The organism is Anoxybacillus gonensis (assembly GCF_001187595.1).
Classification (GTDB): domain Bacteria; phylum Bacillota; class Bacilli; order Bacillales; family Anoxybacillaceae; genus Anoxybacillus; species Anoxybacillus gonensis.
Window position 1 is genome coordinate 1,520,932 of the sequence record NZ_CP012152.1, and the last position, 20,620, is coordinate 1,541,551.

20 protein-coding genes are annotated in these 20,620 nt (G+C 41.4%); 6 read left to right on the top strand and 14 right to left on the bottom strand.

Annotated features, from left to right (window positions below; genetic code table 11):
- Positions 1-86 precede the first annotated feature (86 nt).
- The 3 genes from AFK25_RS08000 to AFK25_RS08010 form a co-directional block, all read right to left on the bottom strand.
- Complete coding sequence (locus AFK25_RS08000) at positions 87-713, bottom strand: PEGA domain-containing protein (protein WP_009361366.1); 627 nt, start codon at positions 711-713, stop codon at positions 87-89.
- A 99-nt stretch (positions 714-812) separates the two neighbouring features.
- The gene (locus AFK25_RS08005; protein WP_019417762.1) at positions 813-1,373 is read right to left on the bottom strand and encodes a histidine phosphatase family protein; all 561 of its coding nucleotides are present in this window, start codon (positions 1,371-1,373) and stop codon (positions 813-815) included.
- On the bottom strand, positions 1,370-2,611 hold the full coding sequence (locus AFK25_RS08010; RefSeq protein WP_035067327.1) for an MDR family MFS transporter: 1,242 nt from the start codon (positions 2,609-2,611) through the stop codon (positions 1,370-1,372). The genes AFK25_RS08005 and AFK25_RS08010 overlap by 4 nt, the downstream gene beginning before the upstream one ends.
- A gap of 125 nt (positions 2,612-2,736) precedes the next feature.
- Here AFK25_RS08010 and AFK25_RS15305 point away from each other — a divergent pair, with 125 nt between their 5' ends.
- A complete protein-coding gene (locus tag AFK25_RS15305; RefSeq protein WP_009361369.1) occupies positions 2,737-2,865 on the top strand; it encodes a hypothetical protein in 129 nt (42 codons plus the stop codon).
- A gap of 8 nt (positions 2,866-2,873) precedes the next feature.
- Here AFK25_RS15305 and AFK25_RS08015 read toward each other — a convergent pair whose 3' ends face one another.
- From AFK25_RS08015 to AFK25_RS08030, 4 genes are read right to left on the bottom strand one after another with little or no spacing between them, the layout of a single operon-like run.
- Positions 2,874-3,743, bottom strand: coding sequence for a metal ABC transporter permease (locus AFK25_RS08015; RefSeq protein WP_009361370.1), 870 nt, complete (start codon positions 3,741-3,743; stop codon positions 2,874-2,876).
- Positions 3,740-4,639, bottom strand: a complete 900-nt coding sequence (locus AFK25_RS08020; protein ID WP_035067329.1) for a metal ABC transporter permease — start codon at positions 4,637-4,639, stop codon at positions 3,740-3,742. Before AFK25_RS08020 ends, AFK25_RS08015 begins: the two co-directional genes overlap by 4 nt.
- Positions 4,640-4,644: 5 nt before the next feature.
- On the bottom strand, positions 4,645-5,385 hold the full coding sequence (locus tag AFK25_RS08025) for a metal ABC transporter ATP-binding protein (RefSeq protein WP_035067331.1): 741 nt from the start codon (positions 5,383-5,385) through the stop codon (positions 4,645-4,647).
- Between the two features lie 2 nt (positions 5,386-5,387).
- Positions 5,388-6,293, bottom strand: a complete 906-nt coding sequence (locus tag AFK25_RS08030) for a metal ABC transporter solute-binding protein, Zn/Mn family (protein WP_009361373.1) — start codon at positions 6,291-6,293, stop codon at positions 5,388-5,390.
- Between the two features lie 300 nt (positions 6,294-6,593).
- Here AFK25_RS08030 and AFK25_RS08035 point away from each other — a divergent pair, with 300 nt between their 5' ends.
- Positions 6,594-7,934 carry an APC family permease gene (locus tag AFK25_RS08035; protein WP_035067334.1) on the top strand — a complete coding sequence of 447 codons (1,341 nt, stop codon included), beginning with the start codon at positions 6,594-6,596 and terminating at the stop codon, positions 7,932-7,934.
- Between the two features lie 16 nt (positions 7,935-7,950).
- On the opposite strand, the gene AFK25_RS08040 is transcribed toward AFK25_RS08035, so the two are convergent.
- Positions 7,951-8,919 carry a YbgA family protein gene (locus AFK25_RS08040; RefSeq protein ID WP_009361375.1) on the bottom strand — a complete coding sequence of 323 codons (969 nt, stop codon included), beginning with the start codon at positions 8,917-8,919 and terminating at the stop codon, positions 7,951-7,953.
- A 361-nt stretch (positions 8,920-9,280) separates the two neighbouring features.
- Between AFK25_RS08040 and AFK25_RS08045 the strand changes: the two genes are divergently transcribed.
- The 3 genes from AFK25_RS08045 (at position 9,281) to AFK25_RS08055 (ending at position 11,886) form a co-directional block, all read left to right on the top strand.
- Entirely contained in the window at positions 9,281-10,633 is a 1,353-nt protein-coding gene (locus AFK25_RS08045; RefSeq protein ID WP_009361376.1) for a YjiH family protein, read from the top strand.
- A 96-nt stretch (positions 10,634-10,729) separates the two neighbouring features.
- Positions 10,730-11,326: a nucleotidyl cyclase domain-containing protein gene (locus AFK25_RS08050; RefSeq protein ID WP_009361377.1), complete on the top strand. Its 597-nt coding sequence runs from the start codon at positions 10,730-10,732 to the stop codon at positions 11,324-11,326.
- Positions 11,327-11,469: 143 nt separating this feature from the next.
- Positions 11,470-11,886, top strand: coding sequence for a hypothetical protein (locus AFK25_RS08055; RefSeq protein WP_035067336.1), 417 nt, complete (start codon positions 11,470-11,472; stop codon positions 11,884-11,886).
- Between the two features lie 43 nt (positions 11,887-11,929).
- Here the strand turns inward: AFK25_RS08055 and trpB are convergent, their stop codons facing one another.
- Entirely contained in the window at positions 11,930-13,093 is a 1,164-nt protein-coding gene (gene trpB, locus AFK25_RS08060; RefSeq protein WP_035067338.1) for a tryptophan synthase subunit beta, read from the bottom strand.
- A 78-nt stretch (positions 13,094-13,171) separates the two neighbouring features.
- Entirely contained in the window at positions 13,172-14,098 is a 927-nt protein-coding gene (locus AFK25_RS08065) for an alpha/beta hydrolase (RefSeq protein WP_035067340.1), read from the bottom strand.
- Positions 14,099-14,213: 115 nt separating this feature from the next.
- Here AFK25_RS08065 and trhA point away from each other — a divergent pair, with 115 nt between their 5' ends.
- Entirely contained in the window at positions 14,214-14,849 is a 636-nt protein-coding gene (gene trhA / locus AFK25_RS08070) for a PAQR family membrane homeostasis protein TrhA (RefSeq protein WP_026011695.1), read from the top strand.
- A 34-nt stretch (positions 14,850-14,883) separates the two neighbouring features.
- Here the strand turns inward: trhA and AFK25_RS08075 are convergent, their stop codons facing one another.
- From AFK25_RS08075 to AFK25_RS08090, 4 genes are all read right to left on the bottom strand, one after another.
- Entirely contained in the window at positions 14,884-16,554 is a 1,671-nt protein-coding gene (locus tag AFK25_RS08075; RefSeq protein ID WP_035067342.1) for an acyl-CoA dehydrogenase family protein, read from the bottom strand.
- Positions 16,532-18,061, bottom strand: coding sequence for a class I adenylate-forming enzyme family protein (locus AFK25_RS08080; RefSeq protein ID WP_035067344.1), 1,530 nt, complete (start codon positions 18,059-18,061; stop codon positions 16,532-16,534). Before AFK25_RS08080 ends, AFK25_RS08075 begins: the two co-directional genes overlap by 23 nt.
- The gene (locus AFK25_RS08085) at positions 18,058-18,444 is read right to left on the bottom strand and encodes a MerR family transcriptional regulator (RefSeq protein WP_035067346.1); all 387 of its coding nucleotides are present in this window, start codon (positions 18,442-18,444) and stop codon (positions 18,058-18,060) included. The genes AFK25_RS08080 and AFK25_RS08085 overlap by 4 nt, the downstream gene beginning before the upstream one ends.
- 98 nt (positions 18,445-18,542) lie before the next feature.
- Positions 18,543-20,519, bottom strand: coding sequence for an acetoacetate--CoA ligase (locus AFK25_RS08090; protein ID WP_035067348.1), 1,977 nt, complete (start codon positions 20,517-20,519; stop codon positions 18,543-18,545).
- Positions 20,520-20,620: the final 101 nt, after the last annotated feature.

Consider the following 20,620-nt stretch of genomic DNA (forward strand, 5'->3'; position numbering starts at 1 on the left):
ATGGAAACGCTGACTGTATTACGTACGAGCGAGAAGATATGTTTCAATTGTTCATAAAAAAAGACGCAACGTATCGCTGCATCCTTTTAATTGAAATCAAGACGGATCATCCGAATGCGTTCACCGCCGAAAAGTGATATTGTTTCCGTTCGTTCGTGTTCATCCGTAGCGATCTTCACTTCGTATAAGCCAGGAACATATGTCCCGACTTTCGTTAGCGGCACATTCGTTTCTCCAACATAATCGTTGTTAATAAAAATACGCGCCCCTTTCTCATTCGTTTGTACATAGACGTGATATAACGCGGGCTCAAATTTGTATGTTCCTTGCGACAATTTCATTAAAAAAATCGGCGGAGTTGACGTTAATCCTTTTATGTAAACTCGATCATCTTTTTGCCGCTCTAACTCTTTCCTTATTCGGTCATAGCCTTCTGGGTGTTGGCGCAAATACGCAAAAAGCGGTGAGAGCGACTTATGATTTAATGGTACATCAATAAATTGACGCAACGTATGTACATCTTCTTGACGCAACGCGATGATGAATTGCTCGATTACTTTTTGCTCATTCGTCTCTCGTTTCACCATTCCCCATGCCCCGACGACACACGCGCTTACAACGAATAATAAACACACAAAAACAAATTGTCGTTTTCGTTTTCGTCGTTCGCTTCGTGTCATCGCTTCTTTTTGTAATCCCCCTTGTTCATTCACACGTATTTCCCCTCTTTTTCTCATATTTACATCATCATATGTATGAGAAGAAAAGGGAAAATATGAGAAAAAGAAGGGGCTACACATCATATATGTACATCACGGTGTGCGCCTTGTCAACGACAACGTCACAGCTTCCCAATACGCCCATTTTTTCTTTTTTGCAAGCCAACCATATCGTCTGAGTTGCCGACTAACAAGCAAATGAAACCAACCATGTCCAATGACGACAACGGTTCCCGTTCGAGCATAGTGGACGAGCTGTTGTGCCGCTTTCATCGCTCGCTGCTTTGTTTTGGTATAAGGCTCCTCTCCATATCCACAAAACCATAGCAAGCGCAACAAAATAAGCCACATCCATAGCGGATATACACCTTTCATCCACTTTGGCGGTTGAGGGAGTGGGGCTTCATTTAGCCATTTGTGCTCCTCAATTGGACTTGCTGGTTGCAATAAAGACGCTGAATGGCGAGCGCGAGCAAGCGAACTAACAAGGACGACAGATGCGCATTTTATTTTTTCTTTTGCTTCCGCATACGATAGAGGCTCGTCATAAACGATCGCCTCATCGTATGCTTTTAACCAGTTGATTAATTGTTCTCTCGTCATCCATCCGCCTCTTTTACAAACAGGCTTTCCGTGCCGAATGAGAATAATCATGCTTGTTTTTCCTCCATCGCTCGAAACATGATCGCATACAGCCAAGCACTACATACGGCAAGTAACGTTAAGATAAAAAACGTCCAATGATACGCAAACGGCAACGTCAAAGCGAGTGGTGCCATCATGCGCCCAAGCGTAAAACGTAAGCTCGCTGCAGCAAAATATTGTCCGCGCATATGTTCAGGTGCTAATTTAGCAACAAACGTTTGTTGTAAGCCGACTGTCATCAGTTCTGCTAGCGTAAATAAAGCAATTAAAAAGACCATCATCCATAGCGATGTGGTTTGGCCAAAAAGAAAAATGGCGATTCCGTAAAAGAGTGAAGAAAAGACAAACACCCATTTTTCTTTATAGTTTTCCATCCACTTCGTCACAGCTACCGTAAATAAAGCGACAAGCAATCCGTTTTCAGCAATTAGGACACTAAACGCTTTCTCCCCGCTCAACGAAAGTGACCATGAACCAACAGAAAATAATGTTTGTTTTGAAACAACTTCCTTTATGTAAACAGGAAGTAAAATGTCGAGTTGCATAAACGTTTGTGCCACAAGAATACCAGCAACAATAAATAAAAGGAACGTCCGATCTTTTGCAATGAGGCGATAATTGTTTAATTGCTCAACAAAAAACATATACCACGTCCCTGTTGTTTTTCTCCATATCGGTGCTGTTTCCTCTAAATAAATGGAAAGAACAATCGCGACGATAGCACAAAACATTCCCGCGATTAAAAATAGGAAAAAACGATGCTCAGGATAAAATATTCCACCGAGCAGCGGACCGATGACAACCATGACGTTATTCATCGTGTAAAACACGGCAAAAACGCGACTTTGATCTTTTTCCGAAACAACATCAGCCACCATCGCTTGGCTAGCAGGCCAATAAAGTGAACCACATACCCCTACAAGAGCAAAACAAATAAAACTCATGAACGGCGATGAAAATAACGGAGAATTGACCAATGCAAATAACAAAAAAGCAAGCGCTTGTCCACAAGCAGCAAACACCATCATTTTTTTTCTTCCGAATCGATCAGCCAAATACCCGCCAAGCAAATTAGCAATCACGGAAAATAATTGCGAAATAACAAGTAATATACCTGTTTTTTCTTTACCAAACATCTCTGAAAAATAAATAGCGATAAAAGGAAATATCATCCAAAATGTAACCCCGACCAATGACTCTCCAATTAAACGAATGCGTAAATTCCGATCCCAATCTCGTATTCGCACCGTACCCCCCCTTTCAAACAACTATTTTTTTATTATACCATTTTCTTATAAACATTTTGCTTATAAAAAGAAGTTGACAAAATGACAGAAAAATAAGAAAATAAATTCAAAAGGAAGTGAGCACAGTGAAAATAGTGAAAAATATTATTGTCTCTTATGCGACGGTTGTGACAATTATTGCATTACTTCCTGCTTTTCTTATTACAAATGATGTAAGCATTGTGGATGCGTTTCTTTCCTCAATAAAAGATTAATCTCCTGCCTAGGCAGGAGATTTTTTTAACCACTTTCGTAATAGTCCGTGTTTTGGCGCGATCCATAAAGAGATAAAAAAGATGACACCTGTTGATACAGCAATCGCTCCGGAAATAGATACATTGAATACCGTTGCAATCATGTAACCGATCATCGACGCTAACACACCAATGAGCGCACTGCATATAAGCATCACACTTAGCCGATCCGTCCATAAGTATGCCGTTGCACTCGGTACAATAAGCATCGCTACTACTAAAATGGCACCAACGCTATCAAATGATGCAACGGTCGTTAATGACAACATTCCCATTAATACATAATGAATCAATACAACCGGAATGCCGAGCGTGACTGCCATTTCATAATCAAATGAACTAATTTTTAATTCTTTGTAAGCAAAAACGATGCAAAATATATTGATAGCTAAAACAAATCCAAGCAACCAAATCGCTTTCGGACCGATGCTTTTGCCTCCGACTTCAAGCACATCCCAAGGCACAAATGCAATCTCTCCCATTAATGCATGTTCAACATCTAAATGGACACGATCTGCAAAGAGAGAAATGAGAACAACACCGATAGCAAACAAACATGTAAACACAACTCCGATTGCTGCATCATTTTGAACCCCTTTTTGATGCAGCCATTGAACGAGAAATGTCGTGAGCAATCCAACAATTAATGCACCAACGAGCATAGACACACCTTGCAGATGATGACTGACCATATACGCTCCAACAATGCCAAGCAACACACTATGGCTAATGGCATCGGACAGCATTGACATTTTTCGCAACACAAGAAATGTACCGACTAATCCGCAGTTGATGCCGACAAGAGATGCAGTGAGTAAAATCCACATCGTATAACTCATAGTTGCTCTCCTCGCTTATACATCAGTTGTTGAGATTGCAATTTTTTTCTTTCTATATGGCGCCGAATCATTTTGCTACATAAACCACGTTTCGGAGCAAATAAAAATGAAAAAATAAACAGCACCGTCGCAAAAATAATAACAAGTGGACCAGTGGGTGCATAGACGATTAAACTGATATATGCCCCGGCCACCCCTGATAAAGCACCGAATCCCCCGGCTAATAACGTCATCCATTCAAGTTTTTCTGTCCAATATCTCGCAGCTAATGCGGGGGTAATAAGTAGTGCGGACATTAACACAACGCCTACTGCTTGTAAACCAATAACAACAACAGAAACGATTAAAAACATAAGCACACCATTTAACAGCGATACGGGTATACCAATTCCTTGCGCAAACGCTCGGTCAAATGTAATGATTTTAAACTCTTTAAAGAAAATGAGAATCATAATAATGACCGTTACAGCTGTTACAGTTAACACATTGACATCACTTCCAGTCAATGACGCTGCCTTTCCAAACAAAAAGTCATGAATTCCACTTTGATTTCCGCCTTCATGTTGATTAATCCATGTCAATAGCACAATGCCTAAACCAAAAAATACAGACAACACAATACCGATGGCAGCATCTTCTTTTACACGCGTATGTTTCACAATAAACTGAATGCATATCGTCGCAATATATCCCGAACAAGCAGCGCCAATGAGAAAAAGAAGTAGCGATTTTTGTCCATATAAAAGAAAAGCGATACAAATACCAGGAAGAGCAGCGTGCGCCATCGCATCTCCTATTAAACTTTGTTTTTTTAGCAAGGCAAACGTTCCGATCATCCCGCTGGCTAATCCAAGCAAAGCCATGCTTGTAAATACCCATTGAACATTCATATCCATCCTATTCACCCCACAATATGTGTGGAAGAAAGAAAAGTCACTTTTCCACCATACGTTTTTTGAATATGGTCATACGTAAATACACTTTCTGTCTCTCCAAATGCAATGACACGTTTATTTAGCAGTAAAACGTAATCAAAATAATCCCGTACCGTTTGCAAATCATGATGAACGACTAATACTGTTTTTCCACGCGTTTTTAATTCATTTAACAGTTGGACAATCGCTTTTTCTGTGGCTGCATCTACCCCAACAAACGGTTCATCCATAAAATAAATGGAAGCGTCTTGTGCTAGCGCACGCGCCAAAAATACACGTTGTTGCTGCCCGCCAGATAATTGGCTAATTTGTCGCTTTGCATACGGCAACATGCCAACTTTATCTAAACATTGCATAGCCATATCTATATCTTCTTTTCTCGGTCGTTTCCATAATCCGATATGACCGTATCTCCCCATTAATACGACGTCAAGCGCATTCGTCGGAAAATCCCAATCGACCGAATTTCGTTGTGGAACATATCCAACAAGATGGCGTTGCTTTTCATATGGTTGACCGTATACGAAAACATGTCCGTGCATGCGCGGAATAAAATTTAACATCGCTTTCATTAACGTTGATTTTCCCGCTCCGTTTGGGCCGATCACCCCGACTAACTTTCCTTCAGGAACAGAAAACGACACATCCTCCAATACAAGCTGCCGGTCATATGCAACTGTCATTTGTTCTACAACCAACGGATTCATCTTCATTCCCCTTTCAACGCCTGTGTAATCGTTTTGACATTGTAACGATACATACCAATGAATGTTCCTTCTTCTGTCCCTTTTCGCCCGAGCGCATCTGAAAAGAGCTCCCCACCAATTGAGACATGATGTCCACGCTGTTTCGCTCCCTCGACAACTGCTTCGATCGCTTTTTTCGATACACTACTTTCCACAAACACCGCTTGAATATTTCGAGACACGATTAAATCAACAAGTTGTTGCACATCTTTTAGTCCATATTCTGCATCCGTACTTAATCCTTGCAATCCAACTACTTCAATATCATATGCACGCCCAAAATAATGAAAGGCATCGTGCGCTGTAATTAAAACACGCTGCTGCTTTGGAATAGAGCTGATTTCTCGTTTTGCTTCTTCTTTTAATTTCATCAGTTGGGAGATATATTCTTCTGCTCGTTCTTCGTAAGTTTGTTTATGTTTCGGATCGATCGCACTTAACTCATCCTTTACTGTTCGAGCAGCATAGCTCCATAAATCAAGGTCAAACCATATATGCGGATCATATACTCCATCTACGTCAATTAATTTTTCTTTTGGAATTGCTTCACTGATTGGGACAACCTTTTTCGTTTTTGACATTTTAGAGAATATTTCCCCTAGTTTCCCTTCTAAATGAAGACCGTTATAAAAAATGACGTCTGCTTGACTTAGCTTTTGAATATCTCCTTGTGTCGCTTTATACAAATGCGGATCTACCCCTGGCCCCATTAATGCTTCTACATGAACATGCTCTCCTCCGACACGTTCAACTAGATCAGCAATTTGCCCTGTCGTAGCGACAATATAGATGACGTCTTTTTTATGTTCTTTCGTTTCACACCCAAACAACAATAATAAAGCAGTCCACACAACTATCCACTTTTTCATATGCATCCTCCTCGAAAGTTGTATAAAGGTATAAAAGTTTCCTCAATGCAAAATAAAGTCAAAAAAATTTGTTTGCCGCCCATCATATGCATAAGCAAAAAATGTTGTGACATGTGGAACAAGCAAACAATGATGATTAAAGTTAAAAAAGTTTCTTTAAACCAACTTTAATTTTATCTTATTCGTTTCCTTCTATCGTGTCAATGTTTTAATTTTCAAAAAAAGAATTTTTTCTTCATCTCATGCTATAATAGCGATTGTTCGACACAAAAAAACATTTGTCCTCCAGAGGTGAACAACATGATGAACACAGAATTAAAACGAAGCATCGGCTTTATGACAGCTACAGCCATCGTCATCGGCACAGTCATTGGTTCAGGCATTTTTATGAAACCAGCGATCGTCATCGACTCAACTGGAAATTCTACACTTGCTCTTCTCGCATGGATCATCGGCGGCATCATTACTTTAGCAAGTGGGTTAACGATTGCAGAAGTAAGTTCAAAAATTCCTGAAACAGGTGGATTGTATGTGTATATCGAAAAAGTGTATGGACGGTTTTGGGGATTTTTATGTGGATGGATGCAAACAATCATTTACGGTCCTGCCGTCATCGGTGCACTAGGGTTGTATTTTGGTGCATTGTTTGCAGGTGTTTTTGCTCTACCAAAAGAAAGTGAGCTTTGGATTGGAATCATTGCGGTCTTGTTTTTATCCGTTGTGAATATGCTTGGTTCGCAGTTTGGTGGAATGGTTCAAAGTGTGTTAACTGCGGCGAAACTATTGCCTATTTTTCTTATTATTATTTTTGGAGTAGTAAAGGGGAATGTACCTATTTTCAACATGGATAGTGGAAACAGCCAAACGATCAGTATGGGAGCTGCCGTTCTAGCAACATTGTGGGCGTATGACGGATGGATGAACGTTGGATTTGTTGCTGGTGAAATGAAAAATCCAGCAAAAACGTTACCAAAAGCGATTATCACTGGTATTCTTATCGTCATGTTTGCCTACGTGGCTGTGAATGTAGCATTGCTTCATGTGCTTCGTGCCGATGAAATTGTTGCACTTGGACCGAATGCAGCAAGCGAAGCGGCGACCATTTTATTTGGGGCATTCGGTGGGAAATTTATTGCTATTGGTATTTTAATTTCTATTTTCGGCTGTTTAAATGGAAAAATACTTACATTTCCACGTATGCCATTTGCTATGGCAACAGATGGTTTGTTTCCTTTTTCTAAATATTTGGCTCATATTCATCCAACATGGCGTACACCTGTCTTTGCGACACTTGCACAAATGGCAATTGCCATTGTCATGATGTTGCTTGGAAATGCGGATCGCTTAACGGATATTGCTATTTTTAGCGTCTTTTTATTTTACGGTTTTGCCTTTTATGCGGTATTTTTATTACGGAAATCATCCTTATTTAACGAACCATTATCTAACGAACCATTATCTAACGAACCATTATATCGAGTGCCACTTTATCCATTTACTCCAATCGTCGCGATTGTCGGCACAGCATATATTATTATGAGTACAGTACTTCATGCACCGTTAGATACGTTTTTATCGATTGTTGTGACGCTATCTGGTATCCCAGTGTATTATGCTATGACGAAAAAGCGACAAGGATAATCCTTTGTCGCTTTTTTCAATAGTCTCTCCCTTTTCCAGAGTCCGTCACATCAAGCAATGGTTCTGGATAAGGCTGAAAATATCGTTGTTTCAGTAAATATTTATTTTGATAACGAATGGCCCACGAACGAATGACCGTTGTCACACTACTTAGCGGTAACTTGCCCGCGCGATATTTTTGTAGCAACTCATGGACATAACGTTTTTCATCACCGCTTAATTCATGTTTAAAATAACCGATCATATGTTCACAAACATTTATGTTTGAATTCCGGCGTGAGCGACGGGCAAACAGTTCATATAATGTTTGTTCATAATGTAAAAATACTTCTTCCATCGGTAAACGATCTCGATTCGCAACAATGTTTCCTAATTGTTTCAATTTTTGTTGATGATACGCCATAAATAAATATTTATGCTCCGCATGAAACTCAACGAGACGATGATGTGATTTTGACTCTTTAACCTCTCGAAACAAAGCAAGTGTAAATAACTTCGTCAAAAAATGTTCTCGAATAACAAAGTTCGTCAATCTCCCTTCTTCTTCCACAGCTTTATGTGCAAACATTTGTAACACATGTTTCGCAAACATCCCGCTTCCCTTTCCTGATGCAGGTCCTTTTTGTTCACTACGATATATTTTGACATCTTTCATTCCACACGATGGCGACCGACTTTTTAAAATAAAACCGTCTACATTCGTTAATTGCGTTAAAAATGAAGCAGAAAACTCGTTCATTCGCTCGGTTATATCCATTTCGGTCGATGGTTGGACAAGCCGCACTTGTTCTCCGTCTTGAACGAGCCGAATCGTCTCACGTGGCGTACCAAGCCCAATGCGAACTTCGGGACAAACAGGAATAAATTGCACAAATGGCGCGAGCTTATGTACTACTTCATCGTTTAGTTGATCACCGTTATACCGACAAGGAGAAAAACCGAGACATTCACTAACAACGACGATTGGTTTTGCATAATGCCACATCTGCTATTCCTCCCTTGCTTGTTTTTGCTTATCATATCGCACAAACCAAAAAAATACACGCATCGATGTGCTTACAAAAACAAAAAATTTTGAATTTGAACGTTTATACAAAAAAATGATTGATTATATGTTCATTTTGTTTTATTATGCTTTATGTTGCTTATTTCGCAATATTAAAATCGTTATTAATTCATAATTTCGTATGTATATAAGTGTACACTTTTATATTTATACATCCATGCAAAATAATTTATATTTCTGAATCATTTTGTTATATTGACTATTTTTATTTTTATATTACGATAGTAGTAATGTTATGTATCCGCTTTCAAAATATGTAGTAGAAAGGTGGTTTTTAAAAATGAATCATACTCAATCACACAAGCTTACTGACATACTAAAATTTCTCGTTCCATCACTTATTGGTGTATTTCTTTTTATGATTCCTGTCCCTTATAAAAGTGAAATGACTATTCCTGTAGCCATTTTAGCGAAGTGGGTCGAAGGGAATTTTGTTTCTGTCATCCCAGCCATCTCTGTTTTATTTATGTTTATCGCAACGATTGGCACAATTATCACAAAAATAGCACAGCCTTCTTTTATAATGAATAGCTCGTTTCTTCGCCGATTATTTGATGTCAATGGTTTGTTTGTCGTTGCCCGTATCGTTGGTACAATTTTAGGGGCAATGACATTATGGAAAATTGGTCCGGAATGGGTATGGTCAGAAAATACAGGTGCTTTGTTGTTATATAGTTTGATTCCGATTTTGTTTTCTGTCTTTTTATTTGCAGGATTATTTTTGCCGTTACTTTTAGATTTCGGCTTACTCGAATTGTGTGGTGCACTTTTAACAAAAATTATGCGTCCCGTATTTAAATTACCTGGTCGTTCATCTATCGACTGTATCGCTTCTTGGTTAGGAGATGGAACAATTGGCGTGTTGTTAACGAATAAGCAATATGAAGACGGCTTTTATACGAAGCGAGAGGCAGCAGTGATCGGAACGACCTTCTCTGTCGTTTCAATTACATTTAGCATTGTCGTCATTACGTATATGAAGCTTGAACATATGTTTGGAGCGTACTATTTTACTATCGTCGTTGCCGGTCTCGTAGCAGCGATCATTATGCCGCGTATCCCGCCATTATCTAAAAAACCAGATACGTATTATCATGAACATCACGTACCAGTCGATGAAACAGTACCAGCTGGGTACACACCTTTTCAATGGGGACTAAAACAAGCAACAGACGTTGCTAAACGCAATAGCGATATGGGCAAACTGTTAAAAAACGGCATACAAACAGTAATTGATATGTGGTTAGGTGTATTACCTGTCGTCATGGCGATTGGAACAGTTGCATTAATTATTGCCGAAACAACACCGGTGTTTGAATGGCTCGGTAAACCGTTTGTACCACTTTTGACACTCCTACAAGTACCAGAAGCATCAGCTGCTGCACAAACGATGGTTGTTGGCTTTGCAGACATGTTTTTACCTGCCATTATCGGTAGCGGCATTGAAAGTGAATTTACTCGCTTCGTTATTGCTTGCGTTTCCGTAACACAGCTGATTTATATGTCTGAAGTAGGTGGATTGCTGCTCGCATCTAAACTACCAATTACGTTTAAAGATTTAGTTGTTATTTTCTTGCTTCGCACACTCATTACATTGCCAATTATCGTTTTTATAGCTCATTTCATCTTTTAAAGTAAAAGGGCGATCGTCTCGCCCTTTTTTATTTTTCCTCCATTTGTCCAACCCAATAGCACGATTGTTTCATAATATACAGAGAGGTGACAATATATGTTTAAGAAACATATGGGAAAAACAATCGGTTTATTCATTAGTCAACTTGTATTATTTTCGGAAGCGATCGCTATGAGTGATACGATTGATGTAACACAATTACATGGAACGGAATTATATGTTGTCGTCGGTTTTTATGTATTCCAAACCATTGTAGGTATTTATTTTGGTAATCGTTATGATCGAAAAACTTGCGTCAAAGATTTAATATATCAGCTAAAAAGCAAAGACTTTGCTACAAGTACATTTGAGAAAATCGCAGCACTCGTTGATCGTGATCCGGATAGTCGGTTAACCATTTATTTACTCCGTACGAAACAAAATAGCCAGCCACAACAAAAAGCAGCATTTGAACAACTTTTAGTCGAAGAAACACGAAAAAGTGACATCATCGCTAAATGGTCGAATGATGAATACTTGATTATTGCTGTCGAAAATGCTGTGAAACCGTCTACAATGATTGAACGAATCAGACAAAATAGCCCCGTATCTTTTCTTGTCGGTTATGCGACATATCCGGTCGAAGGAGAGCAATTGCAGCAGCTTTTACAAGTCGCAAAAGAGCGCATGTATGCTACACGGACGACAAAATAAGCGATTCAACATATATAAAAAATAGTTTGTCCATTTCGACAAATTATGATAAGATGACGGCAAAGGCATTTCACCACACTCCTCTTCATATTCCTCGCCAGAAATGCCATATACCCCTAAGATGAAAGGTAGGTGAATCAGGCGTGCAAGAACAACTTCTCCTTCAACTTGTTAACCTCGTTCAAAACTTAGCAGAAGACATGCAATGGATGAAACAAGAGATTCAGACAATGAAGCAAGAGATCCAGACAATGAAGCAAGAGATCCAGACAATGAAACAAGAAATTGGTGAATTAAAAGCAATCGTTCATAGACATGACGAAGATATTCGTTGGTTGAAAGAGCAAATGAAGGAAAATACAGCAATGATTAAAGCCATCCGTGACAACCAGCTAGAGCAACGTAGCATTCAAGATGCAATGCGCCATGAAATTGCTCACATCCGAGGAGAAATGGCCACAAAACAGGACATCGCTTACATTCACGAACGACTCGACTATCAACTTGGTCGTATTGCACGCACAGAAGAAGAATTGCACATGTTAAAAAAGGCAAATTAACAAAAAAACGTCGTTCCTATCACGCGGAACGACGTTTTTTTGGCTAACTTCTCAACATATGAAACACTTGCTCGACATCTTTATCGCCACGCCCCGATAAGTTGACGATCATGATTTGATCAGAATTAAGCGTCGGAGCCAATTTCATTGCATATGCAACGGCATGAGCACTCTCTAAAGCCGGTATAATTCCTTCTGTTTTTGAAAGCGTTTGAAATGCTTCTAATACTTCCTCGTTCGTGACCGTATAATATTCCGCCCGACTTGATGTTTTTAAAAAACTATGTTCTGGTCCGATTCCCGGATAATCAAGTCCCGCGGCAATAGAATATGTTGGTTGTGGATTTCCTTCTTCATCAAGCAAAACGAGACATTTAAAACCATGAATGACCGCAGGAACGCCTTTTGTGAGCGTAGCGGCCTGCTCAGGTTCGACACCGATTAAGCGCACACTCGGTTCATCGATATAATGAGCAAAAGCACCAATGGCATTACTGCCACCACCTACACAAGCGATCACGACATCGGGCAAACGTCCTTCTTTCTCGATCATTTGCCGCTTACTTTCTTCACTAATAATAGACTGGAAATGCTTCACGATCGTCGGATACGGATGTGGTCCAACAGCTGAGCCAAGCAAATAAAATGTATGTTCATAGTTTTGGACATAGTCGTTTAACGCCTCATCAACTGCATCTTTCAATCTTCCTTGTCCCTTTGATACAGAAACGACTTTCGCCCCTAACAGCTCCATCCGAAAAACGTTTAATGCTTGCCGTCTCGTATCTTCTTCCCCCATATAAATCACACAATCCATCCCAAACATTGCACAAGCTGTCGCTGTCGCCACACCGTGCTGTCCTGCTCCTGTTTCAGCAATAATACGCTTAGCACCCATTCGTCTCGCTAATAAAATTTGCCCGATGACATTGTTAATTTTATGGGAACCGGTATGATTTAAATCTTCTCGTTTTAAATAAATTTTCGCTCCACCAAGTTTTTCAGTTAACCTTGAAGCAAACGTGAGCGGATTTTCTCGTCCGACGTACTCTTTTAAATAAAACGTAAATTCCTCATGAAATGTAGGATCGTCCTTGTATCTTAAAAACTGTGTCTCTAAATAGTCTAACGCTTCCTGTAACGCCGGTGGTACAAAACTTCCACCAAATTCTCCGAAATACCCTCTTCTCTGCTCAACTACGCTCATCTTCTTTCCCCTCTCTATTTTCAAATTTACTACAAGCATACCTATCTTTTTATCAGAAGTCAATGAATATTCAGAATTTTATTCTTTCACTTTTTCTAAAAATGTTAACATATGCTGAATATATTCATCTTTATACATCGCAAAACTTTTCACATGTTTCGCTTTGTCGGTGAGCCAAAGTTCAAATACGTCTGGATGTTTGTTATACATTTTTACACTTTCTTCATGTGGGATGGACGGGTCAGCTTTGCTATGAATGAATAAAATGGGACGCGGCGCAATCGCATCGACCGCTTGAATCGGAACGGATTCCGCTGGATCTAAATCAGTAATCATCGGAATAAGGGTAATGATTAAGTACGTAAACGGCACGTTTGGTAAGTTCGTCCATACAGGCATATATGTCCGCAAATATCCTTCTAAATCGCTAAACGCACTGTCGGCAATAACCGCTTGCACATCTTCATCCATACTTGCGGCTAAAATCGACGTTGCTGCCCCCATGGACACTCCGTAAAGCACAATTGGTTCGGAATAATGTTTTTTCGCGTAATCGATAACACCGAGCAAATCGTATTTTTCTTTCGCGCCAATCGTTGTCATCTCCCCTTCCGATTCGCCGCTGGCACGAAAATCAAACATGATGACGCGATACCCTTCGTCCATTAGTGCTTTAGCAATTGGGAAAAACGGCACGTTTGGTTCATAGCGATTGCCGCCATAACCGTGCGAAAAAATAACGGTCATTTTCGCTTGTTTCGTCGGTTCTATGACCCAGCCTTTCAGCTTCAAACCTTCGTCTTTACTTGTAAATGTCACATCTTGATAAGCCATTCCGTAGTCTTTTGGTGTCTCAACAACCGCTTTTCGCTCTTTGTGCGTCAAATTCCAGCCGACATAAATCGAAATGGCAACGCAAGCTACAGCCGCAAGCAACAAGACACTGATCAACGACGGAACGAGCCATTTTTTTGTATTTCGTTGCCTTTCCACCTGTATTTGCATCGTCCTCACCCCTCTCTTTTTTCCCATTATATCGCGAACGAAAACAACAATGAACAAAAATGTCTTTCGATGTGATACAATAAACAAAATGTCTTTCGCGAAAGGAATGAGACTGTTGGCTTTTACACATACATTTACGAAAGAAGAAGAAATCGTTCATGCAATTACGCATGGGATCGGTGCACTATTTAGTATCGCAGCGCTCGTCGTGCTTACCGTTTTTGCTTCACTGCACGGAAATGCGTGGCACATTGTCAGTTTTACGTTATTTGGAACCACGATGTTGATTTTGTATTTATCATCGACAATCGTGCACGCCTTGCCAGAAGGACGATGGAAACGGATATTCGAAATTTTCGACCACTCGGCCATTTACTTTTTTATTGCAGGCACGTATACACCGTTTTTATTTTTAGCAGTGAAAGGAGCAATCGGTTGGACGCTGTTTGGCATCGTCTGGGGGTTGGCACTCATCGGAACAGTATTTAAATGCTTTTTCGTCAATCGCTTTTTATACACTTCAACGATGATTTATGTTGTGATGGGCTGGTTAATTGTGTTTGCATGGCAACCGCTCGTTTCCGGTCTTTCCCGAGAAGGAGTTGTGTATTTAGTGAGCGGTGGCATTTTATATACGATCGGTGCGCTTTTTTACGTATGGCGAGGGTTTAAATTTCATCATGCCGTTTGGCATATGTTTGTGTTAGGAGGATCTGTCGCGCACTTTTTCGCGGTGTTTGTATTGCTATAAGGCAAGGAACCGACTTGGCTCCTTGCCTTTTTCTTTATACTTCGACTTCCCTCGTTTCATTCATTACTAAATCAAAATGACGAACCGGTAACATCTCGTCATCGAATAAATCGCTTCCCCAAATATGCTGTAGGAAAAGGCGGGCGATGATTTGTTTTCGTTCGCTTTCTTGTGCTTCTTTTAACGCGACGGCGCTTACATACAAGTCGCAAAGGCGGTTGGCGATTTTTTTAGCGTGATACGTTTGCACGTCTTCTCGTTGTCCGTGCAGTTTTTGGAGCGACTGAACCAATTCACGCAGCCCGCTTTCGACCGGTTTGGCAAATGGGCGTATTTCGCTAGGAAGTGCAGCTAGTTGTTCACTTATTGTTTGAATAAATGTTTCATGAATATGATATTTGCGAATAAGACGCAACACTTCCAGTCCTAAAATGTTTGCTGTTCCTTCCCACACCGTCAACACTTGGGCATCTCGAAGCAAACGCGGCGCAACAAAATCCTCGATATAGCCGTTGCCACCGTGCATTTCAATCGCTTCATGGGCAAATGCAATCGCTTCTTCGGCTGTACGCATTTTTAAAAGCGCAATTAATAAGCGATTCCATGCTTTCTCTTGCTCAGACGCTTGATCTGGCGCACGCATCACACGGTCAAAAAAGGAAATTAACTCAAAGCAAGCGCTCGTTTGTACTTCTTGACGCGCCGTTAAGTTCGCTAGCGTTTCTTTCACCATCGGATACGAAGTAAGTGTATGCCCAAATGCTTGTCGATTTAGCGCATATTGCTTCGCTTCTTCTAGCGCTCGCTTCATGATGCCAATCGAGGCGACGGCATTGCAGACACGCGATAAGTTGAGCGCTTCCATCATATAATAAAACCCTTTTTTCCCATCGCCAATTAAATAAGCTTTTGCCCCTTCAAATACGACTTCCGCTGACGGCACAGCACGAACGCCAAGTTTATCTTTGAGGCGGCGAATGTGAATGCCATTTAATGTGCCGTCATCATTACGCCACGGCACTAAAAATAAACTAAGTCCTTTCGTCCCCGGCTCGCTTCCGTCGATGCGGGCAAGCACTAAGGCTACACCACACATGCCAGCGTTGCTCGCAAAATATTTTTCTCCATAAATTTTATAGTGGTCGCCGCATAAAACGGCGCGCACTTCATTGGCGCCAACATCAGAACCACCTTGCCGTTCCGTTAAAAACGTCGCTCCTTCATACAACTCAACTTCTCCTGTCGAAATGACGTGCGGCAAATATTTCGCTTTGATTCGTTCGTCAGCAAAATGCTCTAACACGTATGCCGTTGCCATCGTGAGCGTCACCGGGCAATAAAAGCCTGGTTCGACTTGTGATAACAAATAGCCTTGGGCATAGGAATAAATATAGTTTCCAACGCGACCAAGCGCGGGGATTGGCTTATGAACATAGCCGACAATGCCTGTTTCATACGTTTCTTTCACCGTTTGCTTATATCCTTCGTTCACCCATATTTCAGAAATATCGTTGCCAAAACGGTCATATTTGATAAGCCGCGGCTGGCCTTCGCGGTCTGTATGTACCGCGCGTCGGTCGATATCGGTCATGCAACGTTGCCAAAACTTCTCTAACTCTTCTTCCGCATACGCAAAAAATTCTTCGTCTAAATATTTTTTTAAATTAGCAAGTAAGTTCGGATCAACTTCTTGTAGCCGTTTCATGATCGATCCCCCTTAACACTTGTTTTAATATTTTCCCTGTCGCATTGCGCGGCAGTTCATGAATGGCTTCGTATAGTTTTGGAATTTTATAGTCTGCAAGTTTATCCGAAAGAAAACGTTTACATTCTTCCGCAAGCTGCTCAATTGGCTCTTTTGTTACAACAAACGCTTTCACCGTTTCACCCCATTCACGATGCGGCACACCAACAACCGCCACATCGACAATCGCTGGATGCAGTTTTAGCGCATCTTCCACTTCTTTTGGGTAAATGTTCACCCCGCCGGAAATGATCATATCTTTTTTTCTGTCAACGATCCAAATGTACCCATCTTCGTCACGGCGCGCTAAATCGCCTGTATATAGCCAGCCGTTTTTCACCGTTTCCGCTGTTTTTTCTTCGTCTTTATAATAGCCTTTCATAATGCCTTCTCCAGCTAAGACGACTTCACCGATTTCGCCAGGTGGAACTTCTTTGCCGTGTTCATCGACAATTTTCACTTCGCAATGAAGGGCAGCATCTTTGCCCACGCTCCCTGCCTTTGTCGCGTGTTCTTCTGGCGATAAATACGTCCCGTTCGGACCGGCTTCCGTTAGTCCATACAAACACATGAGTCGATCGGTGCGAAACTGTTTGGCGACAAATTGCACTTCCTTTGCCGATAGCGGTGCGCCGCCATACGTCCAATATTGGACGGACGATAAATCGTATTCGTGAAGGCGTGGATGTTGTGCCGTGAGTAAATAAGCGACTGGTGCTCCGAAAAAGTGGGTAATTTCGTGTTTCGTAATCAGTTGTAGCAATGCTTCTGGGGAAAACGTTGCTGATAACACATGGGTGGCCCCGACGTACATGCCGCCGATAAAAAATAAATGAAGCGGTGCGGAATGGCTAAGCGGCATCATATGCAATAGGCGGCTATGTTTATCCATTTTCGTTTCGAACGCCATCATCGTTGCGACAGCTAAAATATTGCGGTACGTGAACAAGACCCCTTTCGGGCGGCCTGTCGTTCCCGACGTGTATAAAATCGTTGCTTCGTCATCTTCGTTCAGCGGACAAACGATGGGGGACGTATAGCCGTTTGCAATGAGTTGCGTGAGCGAACGCCAACCGTCTGTCGCTTCCCCTGTTTTCACCCAAATGACGTCAACCGTATGCACAAGCGAGGCAAGTTCTTCATAAATCCAATCGTGCGCGATGACAGCTTTTGCTTCACTATGTTCGATAATATATTGCACTTCTTGGGCAGTTAGTCGCGCATGGACGGGCACGATAATCGCGCCAAGGCGCAAGACAGCAAAATATGCATATACAAACTCTTTCGTGTTCGGCATATACAATACGACTTTATCACCTTGTGTGATGCCTAGCGAAGCGAGCGAAGAGGCGAGACGATTAACTGTATCATCTACTTCTTGATAAGAAAACGATACATCGCCATCAATTATTGCTATTTTATTCGGAAACTTTCGCGCATTGCGCGCTAACAACTCAGAAATGTTCATTCGCTTCCCTCCAGTTTTTTTAATCGTTCACGAAAGTCCGTCAAAATCGACTCCATTTCTTGTTTTAACTGCATTAAATCCTCAATCCGCTCCGTCACCTCCTTTAACTTTTGCTCGCCATATGCGATTGTTTTTTCAAGCTGTTTTCGTCCGGTGCGATCGTTATCAAACAAGCTAATCATTTCATGAATTTCATCTAATGAAAAACCGAACCGTTTCCCTCGTAAAATAAGCTTTAAGACAGCGCGATCCTTTTTCGTATACAGCCGCTGGCCTGACTCATTGCGAATGGGTGAAATGAGCCCACGCTCTTCATAATAGCGAATCGTTCGTGTGCTAACATCAAACTGCTCTGCAAGTTGGGAGATCGTATAATAGTCCATCCTCTTCACCTTTATTTTTAATTTTCTGAATTTTATTTTAGTTTACGTTTACGTAAAAGTCAACGAAAAAAAGAGGCGCCTTTTACAAATGGCGCCTACTAGACATTTGAATGTTCCCATTGCTTTGCAAGTTCAACAAAGAAAGAAAGTGCTTCAGGGTTTGCCATTGAGCCGACGTTCACCGCTTTTTCGAGAGGGAAGCCTAATAAAATTTTACGAATAGGAATCTCCATTTTCTTTCCGTTTAACGTTTTTGGGATTTGGTCGACTTGGTAAATCGCATCCGGAATAAAGCGCGGCGATACGTGCGCTTTAATAGCTTCTTTCACTTGTTGTTTTAACGCATCGTCTAGCTCTACCCCTGGCTGAAGGACGACAAACAATGGCATAAACGATTTCCGCCCCATCACTTCTAAGTCAATGACTAAGCTGTCGAGAATGCCATCAACCGTTTCAACAGCACGATAAATTTCGCTCGTGCCCATCCGCACGCCCGCACGGTTAATCGTCGAATCGGAACGGCCGTAAATGACGCAGCTTCCTTCGTCGTCAATTTTAATCCAGTCCCCATGTTTCCACACGCCTGGATACGTATCAAAATAGCTTTCGAGATAGCGGCGGTCGTTTTCGTCGTTCCAGAAAAATAGTGGCATCGACGGCATCGGTTCCGTGATAACTAATTCCCCGACTTCGTTGATCAATGAATGGCCATGTTCATCAAACGCCTGTACGTTAGCCCCAAGCGAACGGCATTGCAGCATGCCGGCACGAACCGGTAGCACCGGCGACCCACCGACAAATGCGGTGCATACATCCGTTCCGCCACTGCATGAAACGAGCCAAACATCTTTCACATGTTCATATACCCAAAGAAACCCTTCGGTCGTCAGCGGCGATCCGGTCGACAGAACCGCTTGCAACGGAGAAAGATCGTAAGTGTCTTTCGGCTTGATGCCTTGTTTCATGCAGACGTTAATAAACGCTGCGCTTGTGCCAAAATGGGTGATTTTTGCTTTTTCGACAAGTTCCCATAACACGTTCGCATCTGGAAACGTCGGGCTTCCGTCGTAAAGCACGACTGTTGCCCCGACTAACAGCCCGCCAACTAAAAAGTTCCACATCATCCAACCAGTCGTCGTAAACCAAAAAAACGTGCTATCGCGTGTAAGATTATATTCAATGGATAAAATTTTTACATGCTCTAATAAAATGCCACCATGTCCTTGTACAATCGGTTTTGGCAATCCCGTCGTACCGGAAGAATATAAAATCCAAAGCGGATGAGCAAACGGCACTTGTTCATACACAAGTTCGCCTTCTTCTTGCAACATATCCGTCCATAATAAAACAGACTCGTCCCACGCTTTCACATCGTCACGCAAATACGGAACGACAATCGTCTTTTTTAACGATGGCAATTTTTCTTGTAATTCCTTAACAGTAGGCACTTTGTCGAACATTTTTCCGTTATATTGGCAACCGTCCACCGCAAATAAAATGGTCGGTTCAATTTGTTGGAAGCGGTCGATGACGCTATTGGCGCCAAAATCTGGCGAACAACTAGACCAAATGGCGCCAATGCTTGCGCACGCCAAAAACGCAACGACTGTCTCGGGAATGTTCGGCATATAAGCAACAACGCGATCACCTTGTTTTACGCCAAGCTTTTTCAGTGCCGAAGCGACCGCCGCCGTTTGTTGTTTTAACTCTTCCCACGTCACTTCACGCAGTGAAACGCGCTCAGAACGAAACAAAAGTGCCGGCTTCTTCTGCATGTTACGAAAAATATGTTCCACATAGTTTAACCGTGTCCCCGGAAACCAGTTTGCTCTCGGCATTTTGCGCTCCTCAAGGACGCACATATAAGGCGCGGACGATTGAATCTCCCCATATTCCCACACCGTTTCCCAAAATTGCTCAAGTTTCTCGACTGACCATTTCCATAGCTCCGCATGCGACTCAAACGTCAGCCCTTTATTCGCTTCTAACCAATTCATATACTTTTTTACACTTGATTGTTCGATTTGTTCTTTCGTTGGTGTCCATAAAATATCTCCATCCGTAACCGCTTTCATTTTCCAACCTCCCCTTTTCAAAAAAAGAAAGAAAATTAAGAACATTTTTATTATACTATATGTATAGATGAAAAAATATATAAAAAGACGCATGGCGTTTA

Bases quoted from the DNA above. Each gene is read 5' to 3' on its own strand.
- AFK25_RS08005 (WP_019417762.1), bottom strand. From the start codon at position 1,373: ATGATTATTCTCATTCGGCACGGAAAGCCTGTTTGTAAAAGAGGCGGA.
- AFK25_RS08015 (WP_009361370.1), bottom strand. From the start codon at position 3,743: ATGAGTTATACGATGTGGATTTTACTCACTGCATCTCTTGTCGGCATC.
- AFK25_RS08020 (WP_035067329.1), bottom strand. From the start codon at position 4,639: ATGGATATGAATGTTCAATGGGTATTTACAAGCATGGCTTTGCTTGGA.
- AFK25_RS08025 (WP_035067331.1), bottom strand. From the start codon at position 5,385: ATGAATCCGTTGGTTGTAGAACAAATGACAGTTGCATATGACCGGCAG.
- AFK25_RS08030 (WP_009361373.1), bottom strand. From the start codon at position 6,293: ATGAAAAAGTGGATAGTTGTGTGGACTGCTTTATTATTGTTGTTTGGG.
- AFK25_RS08035 (WP_035067334.1), top strand. From the start codon at position 6,594: ATGATGAACACAGAATTAAAACGAAGCATCGGCTTTATGACAGCTACA.
- AFK25_RS08040 (WP_009361375.1), bottom strand. From the start codon at position 8,919: ATGTGGCATTATGCAAAACCAATCGTCGTTGTTAGTGAATGTCTCGGT.
- AFK25_RS08045 (WP_009361376.1), top strand. From the start codon at position 9,281: ATGAATCATACTCAATCACACAAGCTTACTGACATACTAAAATTTCTC.
- AFK25_RS08050 (WP_009361377.1), top strand. From the start codon at position 10,730: ATGTTTAAGAAACATATGGGAAAAACAATCGGTTTATTCATTAGTCAA.
- trpB (WP_035067338.1), bottom strand. From the start codon at position 13,093: ATGAGCGTAGTTGAGCAGAGAAGAGGGTATTTCGGAGAATTTGGTGGA.
- AFK25_RS08065 (WP_035067340.1), bottom strand. From the start codon at position 14,098: ATGCAAATACAGGTGGAAAGGCAACGAAATACAAAAAAATGGCTCGTT.
- AFK25_RS08075 (WP_035067342.1), bottom strand. From the start codon at position 16,554: ATGAAACGGCTACAAGAAGTTGATCCGAACTTACTTGCTAATTTAAAA.
- AFK25_RS08080 (WP_035067344.1), bottom strand. From the start codon at position 18,061: ATGAACATTTCTGAGTTGTTAGCGCGCAATGCGCGAAAGTTTCCGAAT.
- AFK25_RS08085 (WP_035067346.1), bottom strand. From the start codon at position 18,444: ATGGACTATTATACGATCTCCCAACTTGCAGAGCAGTTTGATGTTAGC.
- AFK25_RS08090 (WP_035067348.1), bottom strand. From the start codon at position 20,519: ATGAAAGCGGTTACGGATGGAGATATTTTATGGACACCAACGAAAGAA.